Annotated in this window: 11 protein-coding genes; 2 read left to right on the forward strand and 9 right to left on the reverse strand. The window is 58.7% G+C overall.

Annotated elements, in window-relative coordinates; all coding sequences use genetic code 11:
* Window positions 1–219 precede the first annotated feature (219 nt).
* Window positions 220–2025: a BamA/TamA family outer membrane protein gene (locus ACR0KL_RS07905; protein WP_170676983.1), complete on the forward strand. Its 1806-nt coding sequence runs from the start codon at window positions 220–222 to the stop codon at window positions 2023–2025.
* Window positions 2022–6101: a translocation/assembly module TamB domain-containing protein gene (locus tag ACR0KL_RS07910; protein ID WP_480776847.1), complete on the forward strand. Its 4080-nt coding sequence runs from the start codon at window positions 2022–2024 to the stop codon at window positions 6099–6101. Before ACR0KL_RS07905 ends, ACR0KL_RS07910 begins: the two co-directional genes overlap by 4 nt.
* Window positions 6102–6105: 4 nt before the next feature.
* On the opposite strand, the gene ACR0KL_RS07915 is transcribed toward ACR0KL_RS07910, so the two are convergent.
* The 9 genes from ACR0KL_RS07915 to ACR0KL_RS07955 form a co-directional block, all read right to left on the reverse strand.
* Window positions 6106–6627: a thioesterase family protein gene (locus ACR0KL_RS07915; protein WP_480776848.1), complete on the reverse strand. Its 522-nt coding sequence runs from the start codon at window positions 6625–6627 to the stop codon at window positions 6106–6108.
* A gap of 11 nt (window positions 6628–6638) precedes the next feature.
* Window positions 6639–7424, reverse strand: coding sequence for a cyclase family protein (locus ACR0KL_RS07920; protein ID WP_170676981.1), 786 nt, complete (start codon window positions 7422–7424; stop codon window positions 6639–6641).
* Between the two features lie 111 nt (window positions 7425–7535).
* Window positions 7536–10322, reverse strand: a complete 2787-nt coding sequence (fdhF, locus tag ACR0KL_RS07925; RefSeq protein WP_170676979.1) for a formate dehydrogenase subunit alpha — start codon at window positions 10320–10322, stop codon at window positions 7536–7538.
* A gap of 14 nt (window positions 10323–10336) precedes the next feature.
* On the reverse strand, window positions 10337–12040 hold the full coding sequence (locus tag ACR0KL_RS07930) for an NAD(P)H-dependent oxidoreductase subunit E (RefSeq protein ID WP_170676977.1): 1704 nt from the start codon (window positions 12038–12040) through the stop codon (window positions 10337–10339).
* 85 nt (window positions 12041–12125) lie between these two features.
* The gene (locus tag ACR0KL_RS07935; protein WP_170676975.1) at window positions 12126–13007 is read right to left on the reverse strand and encodes a LysR family transcriptional regulator; all 882 of its coding nucleotides are present in this window, start codon (window positions 13005–13007) and stop codon (window positions 12126–12128) included.
* A gap of 455 nt (window positions 13008–13462) precedes the next feature.
* Complete coding sequence (locus tag ACR0KL_RS07940; protein WP_170676972.1) at window positions 13463–14242, reverse strand: IclR family transcriptional regulator; 780 nt, start codon at window positions 14240–14242, stop codon at window positions 13463–13465.
* Between the two features lie 11 nt (window positions 14243–14253).
* On the reverse strand, window positions 14254–15612 hold the full coding sequence (locus tag ACR0KL_RS07945) for a TRAP transporter large permease (protein WP_170380872.1): 1359 nt from the start codon (window positions 15610–15612) through the stop codon (window positions 14254–14256).
* Window positions 15612–16277, reverse strand: a complete 666-nt coding sequence (locus tag ACR0KL_RS07950) for a TRAP transporter small permease (protein ID WP_170555588.1) — start codon at window positions 16275–16277, stop codon at window positions 15612–15614. Before ACR0KL_RS07950 ends, ACR0KL_RS07945 begins: the two co-directional genes overlap by 1 nt.
* 70 nt (window positions 16278–16347) lie before the next feature.
* Window positions 16348–17586, reverse strand: coding sequence for a TRAP transporter substrate-binding protein (locus ACR0KL_RS07955; RefSeq protein WP_170380876.1), 1239 nt, complete (start codon window positions 17584–17586; stop codon window positions 16348–16350).
* Window positions 17587–17611: the final 25 nt, after the last annotated feature.

Raw genomic sequence — 17611 nt, forward strand, 5'->3', positions numbered from 1 at the left:
TGGCCCAACCGGGTTGGGTGCATCTATGATGCGACCAAACCGGGCGGGAACCGCCCCAAGCCGTCGACCCTGACGCAACACAACTGCGGACCTTATTCACTAGCCACACATCAAAAGCCTTTTCCTGAACGGCCTCAAATGCTCTAACATGAATTTAATCGACCGCGATCCGACAGCGCGGTCGAATAGTATTCGAGTTGAGGCAGTTGGAGCCATTTGATGCAGGGCAGCAGACCGCAACGCCGTCTGACGGGTTGGCTTTTGGCCGCTATGACAGCTTTGGCCCCAACCGGCCTTATGGCCCTTGAAACCAGTCTTGTCGCACCAGGGGCCTCAAAAGAGTTAAGAGAACGCATTGAGGAGACTTCGTCCGTCACGACCGCCGACTCCCGTGGTCTGGACACACCTCTGGAAATCCTCTCAGCTGCCCTGTCCGACTACCGCACCATTGTTCAGATTCTGTACGACGAGGGCTATTTCAGCCCCGTGGTCAGTATCAAACTGGACGGCAAAGAAGCGGCAGACCTCAGTACCCTGAGCGTTCCCGCACAAATTAACCGCGCCGTGATCACCGTCGAAACTGGCCCAAGCTTTCGGTTCGGAAAGGCAATCGTACAGCCCGTCGCCCCGGACACCGTCCTGCCGGAAGAGTTCGCGCCGGGCAAACTGGCCACTACAGGGGCAATCCAACAGGCAACCTCGGCCGGGGTGCAGGGGTGGAGAGACGCTGGTCACGCAAAGGCAGAACTTGCGAACCAAACCATCATCGCCCGCCATGCGCAGGCCCAACTGGACGCACAGATTGATCTGGACCCGGGGCGTCGCCTGACTTTCGGCAGAATGTTCATCAAGGGCAACACTGACGTCAAACACCGTTCCATCGAAGATATCGCAGGCTTCCCAAGCGGTGAGGTCTACTCTCCCGCCAAAATCCAGAAAGTCGGGACGCGCCTGCGCCGGACCGGTACCTTCAGCGTTGTCTCGATTACAGAGCGCGAAACCCCCAACCCCGACGGCACACTGGATTTCGATGCCACCTTCGAAGACCTGCCCAAACGCCGCCTGACCTTCGGGGTCGAACTGGCCTCTCGCGATGGGTTGGATGTGACGGCCACATGGACTCACCGTAACGTTTTTCGCCGGGCCGAGCGGCTACGATTTGAAGCCGCCCTGCGCAACATTGGCGGGGCCGAGGATTTGGACGGGCGGATCGGTTTAAGACTGGACCAACCCGACCGACTAGGACCCGACGACAATACGTTCTGGAACGCTCTGCTAGAGCGACGCAACACGGAAAACTACAACGTCACCGTCGCCTCACTGGCCTATGGTGCGCGGCGCACGTTTTCAGACAGGCTCTATGCCGAAGCGTCTGTCGGTTTTCAGTGGTCCGATGCCGATGACGCCTACGGAGATGGGCGAAAATTCCGATACTTCATAATCCCCTTTCGGTCAGAATGGGACGAGCGCGATAGCAAGATCAGTGCGACACGCGGGTTTTATCTGGACGCGCAGGCCACCCCCTTCGCCGGGCTCTCCGGAACCGAAAGTGGCATTCGCCTCTTCGGAGACGGACGGGCCTACACCAGTCTGGGTACTGGCGGAAAACTGGTCTTGGCCGGGCGCGTTCAAATCGGGTCTGTCATTGGCCCATCAGCGGATGGGGTAACGCCGGACTTCCTGTTCTTCTCGGGCGGCGCGGGAACCGTACGCGGGCAGCCGTTTGAAAGCCTCGGTATTCCGGTGGGAACCGGCATCGCAGGCGGCAAATCGTTTCTGGGCTTTTCCGGCGAGGTACGCGGCAAAATCACCGAAAGCCTGTCGCTGGTCGGGTTCTACGACTACGGTACCGTGGATACATCTTCGTTCATTGGCAGCGATGCAGAGAATCACGCCGGTGCCGGTCTGGGTGTGCGTTATGATCTGGGGGGATTCGGACCACTACGCTTCGATCTGGCCTACCCGGTTCAGGGCGATACCGGCAACGGGCTGCAATTCTATATCGGGATTGGACAGGCATTTTGAAACGCTACCTCGCATATCCGCTGCTGATCGGCACGCTGATCTGTGTGCCCCCAGCCCTGCACGCCCAAGAGGACGAAGGCGGCAGCATGATCGAGCGGTTCCTGCAGGATACGCTGTCGGGGGATGACCAGAACGTCACCGTCAAAGGTCTGCAAGGCGCGCTGAGCTCCCGCGCCACCATTGCCGAGATCACGGTGGCCGATGATGAAGGCGTCTGGCTGACCATCAGGGATGCGGAACTAGACTGGAATCGTCTGGCGCTGATCCGGGGGCGGTTCTCGGTCAACGCGTTGACCGCACAGGAAATCGACATCGCCCGTGCCCCTGGCACCACGACCAAGGAGGCCCCGCCCCCTTCGGCCGAGACCACACCGTTCCAGCTGCCCGAACTGCCCGTTGCCATCGAAATCGGAGAGCTTCGGATTGATGAGCTGGCCTTGGGCGAGCCCTTGATCGGCGTCGCCGCTGACCTGAACGTCACCGGCAACCTGTCGCTGGCTGATGGAACATTGGATACCAGCCTTGATATCACCCGCCTGGACCGTGCCGGAGACGAAATCACCCTCAAAGCCAGTTTCCAGAATTCCAGTAGCCAAATTGACCTGGATTTGAGCGTTGTCGAGGCCTCGGGCGGCCTCATCTCAACCGCGTTGAAAATCCCCGACAGCCCACCTATTGGTTTGACGGCCAAAGGCTCTGGCCCGGTGACGGACTTCACCGCAGATATCAGCCTGAGCAGTGGCAACCAGCCGCGTGTGTCGGGTCAGGTGCGTCTGCGTGCCGCCGAAAGCGGTGCAGCGGATGGGATCGCGTTCACCGCCGATCTGGGCGGTGACCTGACGCCCTTTGTCGCCAGCGATATGGATGTATTCTTTGGCACCGAAACGCGACTTTTTGTCGATGGCCAGACCCAGCCGGAAGGCGCGCTGAACATCAGTGATCTGGAATTCACGTCTCAGGCGCTGAAACTGGAAGGTCAGTTAGAGCTAGCCTCGGGCGGCACCTTGCAACTGGCCGCTCTGCAGGGTCGCATTACCCCACCTGAGGGCGACAAGGTGGTCCTGCCCGTCTCGGGCGGCGGGACGTCGATTGAGGCCGCGCAAATCTCGGCCCTGTTCGACCAGCAGAACGGCAATCTGTGGGACCTGAGCCTGACAGCCAATGGGCTGACCACAGACCAGATCAGCCTGCGGCGCGCACAAATTGCGGCTCAAGGGAGTTTGGAACAGGGGGATGCCCTAAGCGTGGATGGTGATCTGCAAGCCGCGCTTGACGGTCTGGATCTGTCCGACCCCGCCCTGAACACCGCGATTGGCGACCGGATCACGCTGGACGGCGTGTTTGAATATGGCAGCGACGAGACGCTGAACCTATCCGGGTTTGAGTTGATCGGGGCGGACTACACACTTGATCTCGACGCGCTGATCAGCGGGCTGACCAGCGGCCTGAACATCGACGGTTCGGCGAAGCTTGACGCCTCCGACCTTTCGCGGTTCTCGGATCTGGCCAAGCTTGACCTCGGCGGAGAGGTCTCGGCCACCGTGGCAGGCAGCGGCTCTCCGCTGGAGCGCAGTTTTGACGGGAAAGTCACCGTCAAAGGCAGCGATCTGTCCACGGGTCGAGACGACATCGATCCGGTGATTGCGGGCGAGACCACGATCACACTGGACGCAAAACGCGGCTCGGACGGCGTGACAATCCGGGACTTCACATTGATCGCAGATGCCGCCCGGGCACAGGCGGCAGGCACCGTGACGACACCCGATGGGAACCTGTCCATTGACGGGCAAGCAACGGTCAGCGCGCGCGATTTGTCCGTTTTCTCGGGTCTCGCCAAGCGAGATCTGGGTGGGTCGGTACAGGCCAGTCTGAACGGCAAAGGCACAGTCCAGACGCTGGAGTTTGACGGCACGGCCAGCGTGACGGCGCGGGATATCAAGACAGGGATGGATGATTTGGATCCGCTTCTGGCTGGTCAGACCTCAATCGAGTTCGATGGTGCACTGTCGCAAGAGCAGATCGAGATTCGTCAGGCCACGATCAACGGGCGCGCTCTGACGGCCGAAGCCGCTGCGACGATCACAGATCCCACCGGCGATTTGGCCGTCGACGGACAAGCCAAGGCGAGCGTGCCGGACCTATCGCTGTTCTCTGGCCTTGCCGGGCGCGACCTGGCGGGGTCTGTGATGGCGGATCTGCAAGGCAAAGGCGCGATGGGCAGCAAGCTGTTCGATGTGCAGGGCACGGCCGAGGCCAATGACATCCGCACTGGGATCGACCAATTGGATGCACTGATCTCGGGTCGCACGACTCTGAATGTGGATGCTGCAAACACCGACGCAGGCATGAACATCCGCACGTTCCGGCTGAACGGGACCGCACTCACAGCCAATGCCTCGGGCCAGCTTGATCGTGAATCAGGCGGGCTGAACTTTTCGGCGATGTTGGATGACCTCAGCCGCCTATCCACTACGTTGTCTGGTCCTTTGAAATTGGATGGCAACGTCGCGCCTACTCAGTCGGGGCTCGAAGGCACTACACGTTTGCAAGGACCTGACAGCTCATATCTGAACGTTGCCGGAACGGTTGAGACGGATGGCTCGGCAGATCTGGACTACGACGCCAAGTTCAACCGGATCGAACGCTTTGTACCGGACTTCCCCGGCACAGTGACGGCCGAAGGCACTGCGAAACGCGACAATGGAGTCTGGACGATCTCCTCAAACGCGACAGGCCCCGCGGATCTCAGCACCGAGCTGTCCGGAACGTTCGATGAGGGTACGGGTCTGGCAGATGTAACTGCCCAAGGTGGGATCAATCTGGGTATCGCCAATGCATTCATCACGCCTAACAAGATTGAAGGCTCAGCCCGATACAACCTGGCGCTCAAGGGTCAACCCGGGCTGGAGGCTCTGTCGGGGACGATCACAACCTCGGGCACGTCCTTTGCGATACCGACTGCAGGGCAAACGATCACTGGGATTGGCGGGTCGGTCGATCTGGCCCAAGGCCGCGCCACGATATCGATGAACGGGGCTATGCGCGCGGGTGGGGGGTTCACCGTCAGCGGACCCGTCGACCTGACCCCGCCGTTTAACGCGCAGATCACAACGACGTTGAACAACCTCGTGCTGACCGACCAGCTGCTCTACGAGACCACGCTGAACGGTCAGATCGTGCTGGCGGGCGCTCTGACAGGCAATAGCAACCTGGCGGGGCAGATCACATTTGGTGAAACTAACATCAACCTCGCCGCCGCATCGGGCGCCGTCGGCGCAGCTCCGATCCCCGAAATACAGCATATCAACGAAAGCCGCCTGGGCTATGTCACCCGCGAACGGGCGCAACTGATCCCCAAGGAAGAGCAAAGCAAAAGCAACTCGCGCATTGCGCTGGATATCAGTCTGCTGGCCCCAAAAGCCGTCTTTGTAAGAGGGCGCGGCGTGAACGCGGAACTGGGTGGGAACATCTCAATCGGTGGCACCACAACATCGGTTGTCCCTTCGGGCCAGATCGAACTGCTGCGCGGTAATCTGGACATTCTGGGGCGCAGGCTAACCCTGACCAAAGGGATCGTCACGCTGCAAGGGGACCTGACGCCCTATATCGAGTTCGAATCTTCGAGCAGCACTTCTGACGGAACCGCCACGATCGAGATCGCCGGGCCTCTGGATTCGCCCGAAGTCAATGTTTTCTCAGATCCCGAACGCCCGACCGAAGAGGCGCTGGCCATGCTGTTGTTTGGCAACAGGTTCTCGGAACTCTCACCTTTTGTCATCGCACAGATGGCGGCCTCTCTGGCACAACTTAGCGGGGCCGGCGGCGATGCGACCAAGGGCCTGCGGGACTCGACCGGTGTTGACACGGTGGATATCGGTGCGACCGAAGGCGGCGCGGGTCGCTTTGGAGCAGGAGCATATCTTGGGGACAATCTTTACACGGACTTCACCGTCAACACAGACGGCGATACCGAGGTGAACCTGAACCTGGACGTCACGGACAGCTTCACTGTCCGGGGCACTGTTGATGGGCGCGGAGAAACCGGGATCGGGCTGTTTTTCGAGCGCGACTACTAAAAGGCTACTTTCGGCGAATACCAATCGGTTGGCCGATTTCCGGTGCCAGAGGAAGCGCCTTGTGATCGGAGACCATCCGCGCCAGCCGCCTGACCGCCCAATCCGGATAAGGCGCAGACCGCCCCGTCTCGTGGCTGACATTCATGAACAGCACCTCTTGCGTGGCACACACCTTTTCATCCGGCATTGAGACCATCTGCCCGAAATAGTGCCCTCGTTTCTGATCTGCATCCAACAGCCGAAACCGAAAGTGGATCGTCATGTCCGGAGTGACCTCACGCAGGAACTGCATATGCGACTGCAGCACATAAGGCCCCTGCCCCATCGCGGCGACCTGTGGCTCACCCAGACCCAGATGATCGACCAGCAAACGTTCAAAGGCCATGTCGAACGCCACGCCATAATAGCCGACGTTCATATGCCCGTTGTAGTCGATCCAGTCCGGCTGCAAGGCAAAGCCGTGGATTTCGATCGGTGCATCATACGGACCATCATGGCCGCCAAGGGGTTGTGTATCTTGCGACATCTTTGTGATTTTCACTCCTCGGGGTCCTCAAAGATCGCGACGGCGCGGATGAACCCGGCCGACGCGCCTTTGATCTTGAAGGGAAAACAAGAAATCTCAAACCCCGTCGCGGGCAAAGTTTCGAGATTGGCTAGCTTCTCCATGTGGCAATAGCCGATCTCCATCGAGGCGCGGTGCCCCTCCCAGATGATCGAGGCATCTTTGGTTTCAGCATATTCCTGTGCGGTCAACGGGAAGGGCGCGTCCCAACTCCAGGCATCCGTGCCTGTGACGCGTACGCCGCGTTCGGTCAGATAAAGGGTTGCTTCGCGCCCCATACCGCAGCCCTTCATCAGATAGTCGGGCTGGCCATATTGCGTCCCGGCAGAGGTGTTGACGACCACGATATCCAACGGTTTCAGCGTATGGCCGATCCGTTTCAGCTCGGCTTCGACATCCGCTGCTGTGACCACGTAACCATCCTCGAAATCGCGAAAATCTAGTTTAACGCCGGGATTCATGCACCACTCCAGCGGCACCTCATCGATGGTGATCGCCCGCTCACCTTTGTCCATTGTGGAATGATGATGATAGGGCGCGTCTAGATGGGTCCCGTTATGGGTCGCGATTTGCAATCGCTCGATAGCCCAACCCTCTCCGCCAGGTAGGTCATCCTTTTGCAGGCCGGGAAAGAACGACATGACCTGCTCTGCAGTCTGGTCATGGGTCATGTACTCGATCTCAGGCAGCATGATCGGCGGGTCCGACACGATCCCGGTTTCCAGCGGAACGGACAAATCGACGAAACGGCGGGGCATCGGCAACTCCATCATGAATGACGGTGACAGGGTTGGCCGCGTGTAAGCCGCTGTCAAGACGCGAAAAAGGCGACCCAATGGGCCGCCTTTTCCGAGCGTCTGGAACGGAGTTTACTCTGCCGCGATGGCGTCTTCGATCTTTTCGACCCGGATTGCCGAGAACTTGAACTCGGGGATTTTGCCATAGGGGTCGATGGCCGAGTTGGTCAGGATATTCGCCGCAGCCTCGACATAGGCAAACGGGATGAACACCATATCTTCGGCAATCGCACGGTCGGCGCGCACCATGATCTCGATGGAGCCACGACGCGTGGTCAAGCGGATCATCTCGCCCGGTTCAATCCCCATCAGTTTCAGCGTCCGCGGATTCATCGAGCAGTTCGCCTCAGGCTCAACCGCGTCCAATACCTTGGCGCGACGTGTCATCGACCCAGTGTGCCAATGCTCCAGCTGACGGCCGGTGGTGGCGATCATCGGATACTCGTCATCCGGGGCCTCATCCGGCGGTATGACGCTGGCCGGAGTGAAACGGGCCTTGCCGTCCGCACGTGGGAAGCCATCGCCGAAAACGATCGCCTGACCCGGGTCTGTCTCGGACAGGGACGGATAGGTGATGGTCTCGGTTTCCAGACGCTCCCACGTGATGTTGTTGAGCGAGTTCATCGTCAACTTCATCTCGTTGAACACCTGCGACACGTCGGTGTAGTCCCAGTTCAGCCCAATGCGCTGCCCAAGCTCAACGGTGATCTTCCAATCCTCCCGCGCCTCACCCGGAGGGGTCACGGCCGGACGCACACGCTGGACCTGACGGTTGGTGTTCGACACGGTGCCGTTCTTCTCATAGAGCGCCGAGGCAGGCAGGATGATATCGGCATAGTTCGCCGTTTCCGTGAGGAAGATATCCTGCACAATCATCAGCTCCAACTTGGCCAGAGCGTCGCGGGCGTGGCCAACATCGGGGTCGGACATGGCCGGGTTTTCGCCCTGGATATACATCCCCTTGATGTTGCCCGCATAGGCTTGGTCAATGATCTCGGTGACGGTCAGGCCCTTCTCGTTCGAGAAGTCACGGTCGTCATTCCACACATTGTTGAACTTGGCGCGGATGTCATCGTCCATGACCGACTGGTAGTCCGGCAGGAACATCGGGATCAGACCCGCGTCTGAGGCCCCCTGCACGTTATTCTGACCCCGCAGCGGGTGCAGACCAGCACCGGGTTTACCCACATTGCCGGTCATCAGCGCAAGACTGATCAGGCAACGAGAGTTGTCAGTGCCGTGGATGTGCTGGCTAACGCCCATACCCCAGAAGATCAAACCCGCCTTGGCCTGCGCAAAGGTGCGCGCGACGCGGCGCAGCTGCTCAGGCTCGATACCACATATGGGCGACATTGCTTCGGGCGTGAACTGGCGCAGATGCTCTTTCTCAGCTTCCCAGTTCTCGGTCCAGCGGTGGATATACTGGCTGTCATAGAGCTCTTCCTCGACGATCACGTTCATGATCGCGTTGAGCATCGAGACATCGGCGCCTGGACGGAACTGCAGCATTTCGTCGGCGAACTTGCGCATGCCGACGCCGCGCGGGTCCATCACGATCAGCTTGCCGCCGCGTTTGGCGAACTGCTTGAAATAAGTCGCCGCAACGGGGTGGTTCTCGATCGGGTTCGAGCCGATGATGATCGCCACATCCGCGTTTTCGATCTCGTTGAAGGTCGCGGTCACCGCGCCCGAGCCCACGTTTTCGATCAGGGCCGCAACCGACGAGGCGTGGCACAGACGGGTGCAGTGATCGACGTTATTGTGGCGGAAGCCCTGACGGATGAACTTCTGGAACAGGTAGGCTTCTTCGTTGGTGCATTTGGCCGAGCCAAAGCCTGCAACGCTGCGCGGGTCTTCTTCGCGCAGTGCCATCAGCTTGGTGGCGGCCAGATCCATCGCCTCTTCCCAGGTCGCTTCGCGGAAATGGGTCGACAGGTTGCCCGGATCGACGTTCAGACCCTTTTCGGGCGCGTCCTCACGACGGATCAACGGCGTGGTCAGGCGGTGCGGGTGGTGGATATAGTCGAAACCAAAACGGCCTTTGACACACAAACGGCCTTCGTTGGCGGGACCGTTGATGCCCTCGACATATTTGACCCTGCCGTCCTTGACCTTTAGCGAGACTTTGCAGCCCACACCGCAGAACGGGCAGACGCTTTCGGTCTCAGAGTCGTAGTCCTTGCTGTCGCCCTTCTGCTGGTCGTCCAGCACGGTGGCGGGCATCAGCGCGCCGGTGGGGCAAGCCTGAACGCACTCACCACAGGCCACACAGGTTGAATCGCCCATCGGGTCGTTCTGGTCGAACACCACCTGCGCTGTATGACCACGACCGGCCATGCCGATCACGTCATTCACCTGCACTTCGCGGCAGGCGCGGACGCAGAGGTTACAGTTGATGCAGGCGTCCAGATTGACGCGCATCGCGACGTGGCTGTCATCCAGCAAAGGGATCTTCTCGGCCTCTTTCGCCGGGAAACGGCTGTCGCTGACATCGTTCAGCTTGGCCATGTCCCAGAAATGGCTGGAGGTGTCGTGCGCCTCTTCCGGCTGATCGGCGACCAGCAGTTCCATAACCATGGCACGCGATTTCTCAGCCCGGTCGCTGTCGGTCTTCACCACCATACCGTCTGCGGCGGGGCGAATACACGAGGCGACCAGCGTGCGCTCGCCTTCCACCTCGACCATACAGGCGCGGCAGTTGCCGTCCGGGCGATAACCCGGCTGCGGTTTGTGGCACAGATGCGGGATGGTGAACCCCTGGCCCTTGGCGGCTTCCCAGATGGTCCAGCCTTCGGGCACTGTGACATCTTCGCCGTTCAGGTTGAAGGTGACGGTCTTGGTTGGGCTTGCGTCTAGCATGGCTCTGTCTCCCTTCAGATTTCGTCAGCGAAATGTTTCATGACAAGGCGGATCGGGTTCGGGGCCGCCTGCCCCAGACCGCAGATCGAAGCATCACCCATGACCTGACACAGATCTTCCAGCAGATCGGTGTCCCACTTGTCGGCTTGCATCAGCTTGACCGCCTTTTCGCAGCCGGCACGACAGGGCGTACATTGACCGCAGCTCTCGTCTTCGAAGAACCGCAGCATGTTCAGCGCCGCGTCGCGAGCGGTGTCCTGATCGGAAAGAACCACCACGGCGGCCGAGCCGATAAAGGTGCCATGCGGTTGCAGCGTGTCGAAATCCAGCGGGATATCATCCATCGACGCAGGCAGCAGGCCCGAGGACGGACCACCCGGCTGATACGCCTTAAAGGTCTGACCTTCGGCCATGCCACCGGCAGCCTGAATCACGTCCAAAATGGTCGAGCCAGCGGGCAGCAGGTAAACACCCGGCTTCGCAACGCGACCCGAGATCGAGTAGCTGCGCAGGCCCTTGCGGCCATTCTTTTCGACCGAACTCAGGATTTGCGGCCCTTCGCGGCAGATTTTCGAGACCCAATACAGCGTCTCGACATTGTGCACCAAAGTTGGACGATTGAAGACCCCAACCTGCGCCACGAACGGAGGGCGGTGGCGTGGCAGGCCCTTCTTGCCTTCGATTGACTCGATCATCGCGGATTCTTCACCGCAGATGTAGGCACCAGCTCCCCGGCGCAGGTCGATGTAACCTTCTTCGACAATTCCGGCCTGCTCCAGCGCGGCGATTTCACGGCGCAGGATTTCAAGAACGGCCGGGTATTCGTCGCGCATGTAGATAAAGCAGGTCTCGGCCTCACCCGCCCATGCTGCGATGAGCATGCCTTCCAGGAACACATGCGGCGTGCGCTCAAGATAGTAGCGGTCTTTGAATGTGCCGGGCTCGCCCTCATCGCCGTTGACAGCCAGATAGCGCGGACCTTCATTCATGCGAACAAAGCCCCATTTCTTGCCCGACGGGAAGCCAGCACCGCCCAGACCGCGCAGGCCCGAGGACAGAACGTCTTCCTGCACCTTCTCCCAATCGCCGCCGTCGCGCAGCTCTTTCAGCTTGGCGTAGCCACCTTCGGCCTCATAGGTAGCGAAGGTTTCATAGTCAGGCAGATGCGCATGGGTGTCACCCGCTGCAATTGCGGCCTGCACCTTTTCGGGGGTCGCGTGGTCGATGTGGTTGTGGCCAATCTCAAGCACCGGAGCGGTGTCACAGCGGCCCATGCAAGGGGCGCGGACAACACGAACCTCGGCGGGGTCCAGCCCATCTTCTAGCGCTTTTTGCAATTGCTGCGCACCGGCCATCTCACAAGACAGAGAATCGCAGACACGGATCGTCAACACCGGAGGAGGCGTCTCGCCTTCTTTCACCACATCGAAATGGGCATAGAAGGTCGCAGTTTCATAGATCTCTGCCTGACCGATGCGCATTTCAACCGCCAAGGCGGCGATGTGGTCGGCGCTGATATGGCCGTGCGCATCCTGAATCAAATGCAGAAATTCGATCAGCAGATCGCGGCGGCGCGGGCGATCCCCCAACAGGCGCGCAATCTCCGCCTGTGCCTCATCTGTAAACTGACGGCCTTTGGGCGTGTGCCGCCCTTTGCCTTTACCTGACTTCCAAACGCCCTTGGGTGCGCCTGATGGCTTGGTATCTAATGGTGCCATGATGCCCTCCGATTGAGGCTCCGTGTCTCATCAGAGGAGGATATCGTCAAATCGTCTTACACAATCGCACGATAACGACACCTTATCACCGCAAAGACGTCACAACCGCCCTCAGGGCCTCGACCGTTGGCAATTCCGGATCTCGGATCAGGGTCGCCAGGCAAATCGGTTTGCTGACCACGGGGTCAATCAAGGGCAGCACTTTGGCCCCCTTCAGATCGCCCAGAGATCGCAGCAGAACACGCGGAACCACAGTGGCCGCCAACCCCTCACGTGCCATCACCATCGAGGCGGTAAAGCCGCTGGTTTCGGCCACCACATCCGGGTGCAGCCCCTGATCCAGAAAGATCCGATCCAGAATACGCCGGTTCTGCATCTGCGGAACCAGCAGGCTGAGGGGGAAATCAGCGACCTTGGCCCAAGGGATCGGGCCGGTGTCCTCGACCATATGCGCAGGGGCCAGTAGGACATAGGTTTCCTCGTAAAGAGGCTGCACCTGCCGCAAATCGGTGCCGATACTGTCGCCGTAGGTCACGCCCGCATCCAGGCTGCCTTCGTCCAGCCGATGCTGAATGGCCGAGGCCGACATGGTCTCGATCCGGGTTACGATCCGCGGATGCGCTTTACGCAAATGTTTCGTCAGTCGTCCGGTAAAGGCGATGGCGGTCGGGATCACACCCAGCATCAACGTTCCGGTGATCTCACCCTTTGCGGCCTGCACCTGCTGCTCCAGCGCCTTGGCATCATCTAGAATGCGCCGCGCGCGCAGGACGATCATCTCACCCTCTTCGGTCAGACCCTGAAACCGGTTGGCACGCCGGACAATCGAGACACCCAGCCGGTCTTCAAGATTGCGGATGCGCATCGAGAAGGCAGGCTGGGAAATCCCGCATTCCTCAGCCGCTTTGGCAAAATGCCGATGCCGCGCGAGGGCACTGAGGAGTTGGAGGTCTCGGATTTCGATCATGGAAGGGTTTCTCGGACGGCAGGCTACAAACAATACTAGCGGGGTTTTCAATGCGCAGAAACGCGTAATACGACGGGAATCTCAGCGTAGCGCGACTATGCAAGGCAAAATACTAGCAGGCAAACTCCCCGAGATGGTACCTGAATGTCAGAGAAACGGACTTTGCCGACCTTCCCACTTTGTACTTGAACGACCGTTTTCGGATTTCGAGACCAACTCTTCGTCCTAGCCGTGCCAAGCAAATGGGAACGTGACACTGGCTATGACGGCTTGCCATCTGATTCGCGAGCGAGCATTCCCCGATGCACAGACATTCGCTTCCGATTCAACCAACCCTTCGCCGAGATCGCACGATCCCTTGGGAGAGCGTCAAACACGCTCGCAATTTCAGCCAGCTCAAAACGATCATTTTTTTCTGATTGGGCGAAAGCTCTGATCATGGTCACGAGCAGAATTCAGTTAGCTAGCATTTCCGAAAGCTCGCCTGCTCCTTTTTGCAGGATGTTCAGAAAGGACAGCAGGCTGTTGACGTCGTGGCGTTGGGTTGGGGCATGTACCGAAAGTGTGCCTACCAATCTACCTTGACCATCACGAATAGGCACAGCGATGGCCGTCATTCCAGCCATGAATTCCTCATCATCTGTCGCGTAACCGTTTTCAGCGATTCTGCAGATTTCCTCGCGTAGTGCATTAGGGTTCGTCAGGGATTGTTCGGTCTGAGGTTGTAAATTTCCTGCGGAGAGAAACCCATCCAAGGTCTTCTGACGAAGGGTAGACAGGTACATTTTGCCGCTAGCTGTGCAGTGGAAGGGCACCTGAGTACCGATTGGCAATTGGATGCGCAGCGGCCATTTCGTTTCAACCCGGTCGAGGTAGATCATCCCTTCCCGGTCTGGAATGGCTAAGTTGCAGGTCTCACCCACGTTTTCGGCAACGCTGCGCAAGATTGCCAAACGCGCAGTGCGCAAGTGTTCGGCAGACATGGTATTGACCGAAAGCGACCGTAGCCGGCGCCCAGGACCAAACGAGCGGCCATCCAGATCTCGTTGCAGAAAACCCTCGGCCTCTGCGGTTTGCAGCAGACGGTGGATTGTGGGCTTCGCCAGTCCCAATGTCTCGATTAGGTCCGATGGTTTGACGGCGACCCCGCGCCGCGCCACCTCTTCAAGGATGAGAAGTAGGCGCAGGTTGGTCGGGATCTGAGTTTCTTTGTCTTGTGTTTCCGTCTCGGCCATCCCGCAACATTCTAGTTATTTGGCAGCAGGATCAAGGCCAGATCTGGCACAAGCGACACCAAGATCCATACCGACAGCAAAGCCACCAGATAGGGCACCGTGTATCGCAAAAGCCGGAAATAGGGTACGCCGGTCACTCCCGATGCCACATAGAGGTTCAAACCGTAGGGCGGAGTGATAAAGCCGATAGACGCGCCCACCAGGAAGATTACCGAGAAATGGATCGGATCTATCCCAACCGAGGCCGCAATTGGCGCGAGTATCGGCGCAAGGATGATCGTCACGGGCAGGCTTTCCAGCACCATCCCCGAGAAGAAGACGATCACCATCGAGGTAAACAGAACCGCGTGGTAGCCCCCCATTGAGGTTACAAAATTCCCGATGGTTTCTTGTGCGCCCAGCAGCGACAGGATTTGCTGCATCACCACTGAAATTGCGATTAGCGGTGCGAGGATGCCTGTGATCTGGGCTGACCGGATGACAATTGAGGGGATCTCGGGGATCGTAAAACCTTCGACCACGAACATCTCGGCATAGCTTTTTTCCGTCGGCGGAATATCGTTTCGTGCGCCCATGATCCGGTTGATCGGATAGCTGACCAACCCGGCGATCACACAGAAACCAACGGTCACGCCAGCCGCTTCGGTCGGGGAGAATTTTCCCGTATAGATACCCCACAGAACAAGCCCGATGGCGAAGAAACCCAGCCATGCGCCGAACGCGGTTTTCAGCACCCGATTCAGCTGTAGTGGGATCAGATGCCCCCAGCCGTTCATTCGACAGATGATCCAGCAGGCAAACTGCATACCAAAAACCATCAACGCACCGGGCAGGATACCCGCGACGAACAGCTCCGAAATCGGCAGGTTCATCAGGAACCCATAGACGATGAAAATAATCGACGGCGGAATGATGATCCCCACCGTGCCCCCCGCCGCCGCAGTGGCCGCGCTGAACCGCTCATCGTAACCGCCCTTGACCATCTCCGGGTGCAGCATGGACCCAATGGTGGCCGTCGTGGCCGAGTTCGAGCCCGAGATAGCGGCGAACAAGCCACACGCCCCCAAAGAGGCCATTGCCAATCCGCCGCGTATCCAGCCCAGACAGGCATAGGCGAAGTCGCTGAGCCGCCTCGCGATGCCGGATTTGTTGATCAAGTCTCCTGTCAGGATGAACAGCGGCATCGCCAGCAAGGCGAAACCTTTGTTGAATACATTCAGCAACTCGGCGCCCATATTGTCGAGCGTCAAGCCAAGGACAAACGAACAACCGATGACCCAGTAGCCGATGACCAGCAGAACCGGTACGCCCAGCATGAATAGAAAAGTGACCCCAAGCGAGATCAGTGTGACCATGGTTCCATCTGTCATTAGTCTGCTCCGATCACGGCCTGCTTGATGAGCGGCTCGCCTGTTTTCCAATTGTGCAGATCATCCGCGAGGTTTTGAAACACGCGTCCAACCATCAAGAAGAAAGACAGCGGTGCAGCCAAAAGAAACCACCACTGCATGACGTTGTCGGTACCCAGTACGATCTGGAAATTTGACGCAGACAGGGCGACCAGTCGGGTTGTGGTGACAATCACGATCACCGCGAAAATAAACCACAGAACCGCATCAAGGATGAGGCAAGTGAGTTGCCCTGCCCTCGGCATCGCGGTGCGGAATTCACTGAAACTCAGATGCGTGCGAAGGCGTACGTTGTAAGACGCCCCGAACCACGCCATGACCATAAATAGCAGGGGTGGAATGGTCGTTGACCATGGCTCTTGGTCGTTAAACACGAAGCGGTCGATCACACCCCAGAAGATGATTAGTGCAATAGCAAGATAGGAATAAACCATCACCGATCGTTCAAGATGGCGTTCTATGAAGGGCACCTTTCGATAGATCAGCATGACCAGAAGCCCGCCAAGTGCGGAGGCAACTGCACCCAGAACCCAAGCAGCGTCAGATTCCAGAGCGGATTGAATCTCGAACGAATCCTGGCTGAGAAAGGCGCTGAAGATCGCGCCTATGTCTGCCCATAACGACATGTACCCCGTCCTCCCAGTCGGTGTGTTTTTTTGGAACCGGCCCGTTTGAGGGCCGGTTCACATCAGCTTATCAGGCTTGGCCCATCCACCAACGGCGCGGCTCGACATTTTCCGGCAGGGTATCGGCCGGAATTTCACGCGCGATGTCGTAGATTTCCTGATACGTATCGATGCCGCCAGCCCATTTATTCAGGCGTTCACGCCACTGCGCCCAAGGCTCAGGATTATAGTTCGGAGCGCACATCTCTTCGGCCAGCTTGATCTGATCGTCCGGCAAGAAGGCCGGGCGGACACCGTTTTCGGCAAAGATCGTGTTGGGAAGCTGCGGCTCTGAGAAGCCAACTGTGTTCAACAACGCAGCCTCATTCGCACCTTGGATCAACGCCTGAGTGAAGTAGGAAGACTCCATCACTGCGTCTTGCAACTCGCCTCCGAGGCTATCGAAGACCTTGGCCGACATTGAGGTGTGCTCGGTGCCGCAGAAGAACTTCAGGTTCACCGATTGCGAGACCACCGGCGCCATATTGGCGTAAGCCACCGCAGAGGCCCAAGTTTCAGCCCCGTCAATCAGGCCTGTTTTCAGAGCGTCCAGTGTCTCTTCCCAAGCCACCGGAACCGGGTTCAGGTTCAAGAGCTGCATCGCAATCCGGCCCAACTGCGTGCCGGTCACGCGGTTCTTGGTGCCGAACAGCTCTTCCAGTTTGGTTACTGTGGGCTTGTCCGCAAAGGTCGAGCCCATTTGCAGGCCGCGCAGTTCGCAATGGGTAAACAGGAACTTCAGCCCATGCCGTTTCTCCAGGGGGTCGCGGAGAATGCGCTGGCTCGCGGGGCTATAGAAGAAATGGTACTGCGCCGCGCGGCTCGGGAACATATAGGCGTAGTCCAACACGTTCAGATAAGGCGCGCCACCAGCCGAGTTTTGGGTCGAGGCGGCGTAGATATCGACGATTCCCTGCTGGGTTTTTTCAACACAGCTAAGTTGTCCGCAGATCTGATTGTCGCCGATGAACTCGATCCGAATCTCACCATCTGTGCGTTCTTCCAGATCACGCGCGAACTCGATGGCCCCGGCACGTTCGATCAGAAGGTTGCGAGTGTTGAAGCCTGAAGCGCCAAACTTCAGCGTGTGCTTGGGTTCTTTTGAGAACCGCTTTTCGTATGTGGATTCAGCGGCTTGCGCCAGGTTGGCTAAGCTCATCGCTCCACCAAACCCGCCGGCTGCCAGCAGAGTCGAACTCATACCGTAACGGCCCGCCACGCGGAAGAAATCCCGCCGCGAAATACCACTTAGTTTCTTACCGATCTCCATTGCTTACCTCCCTGATCGCAATTAT

The organism is Ruegeria sp. C8, assembly GCF_056537565.1.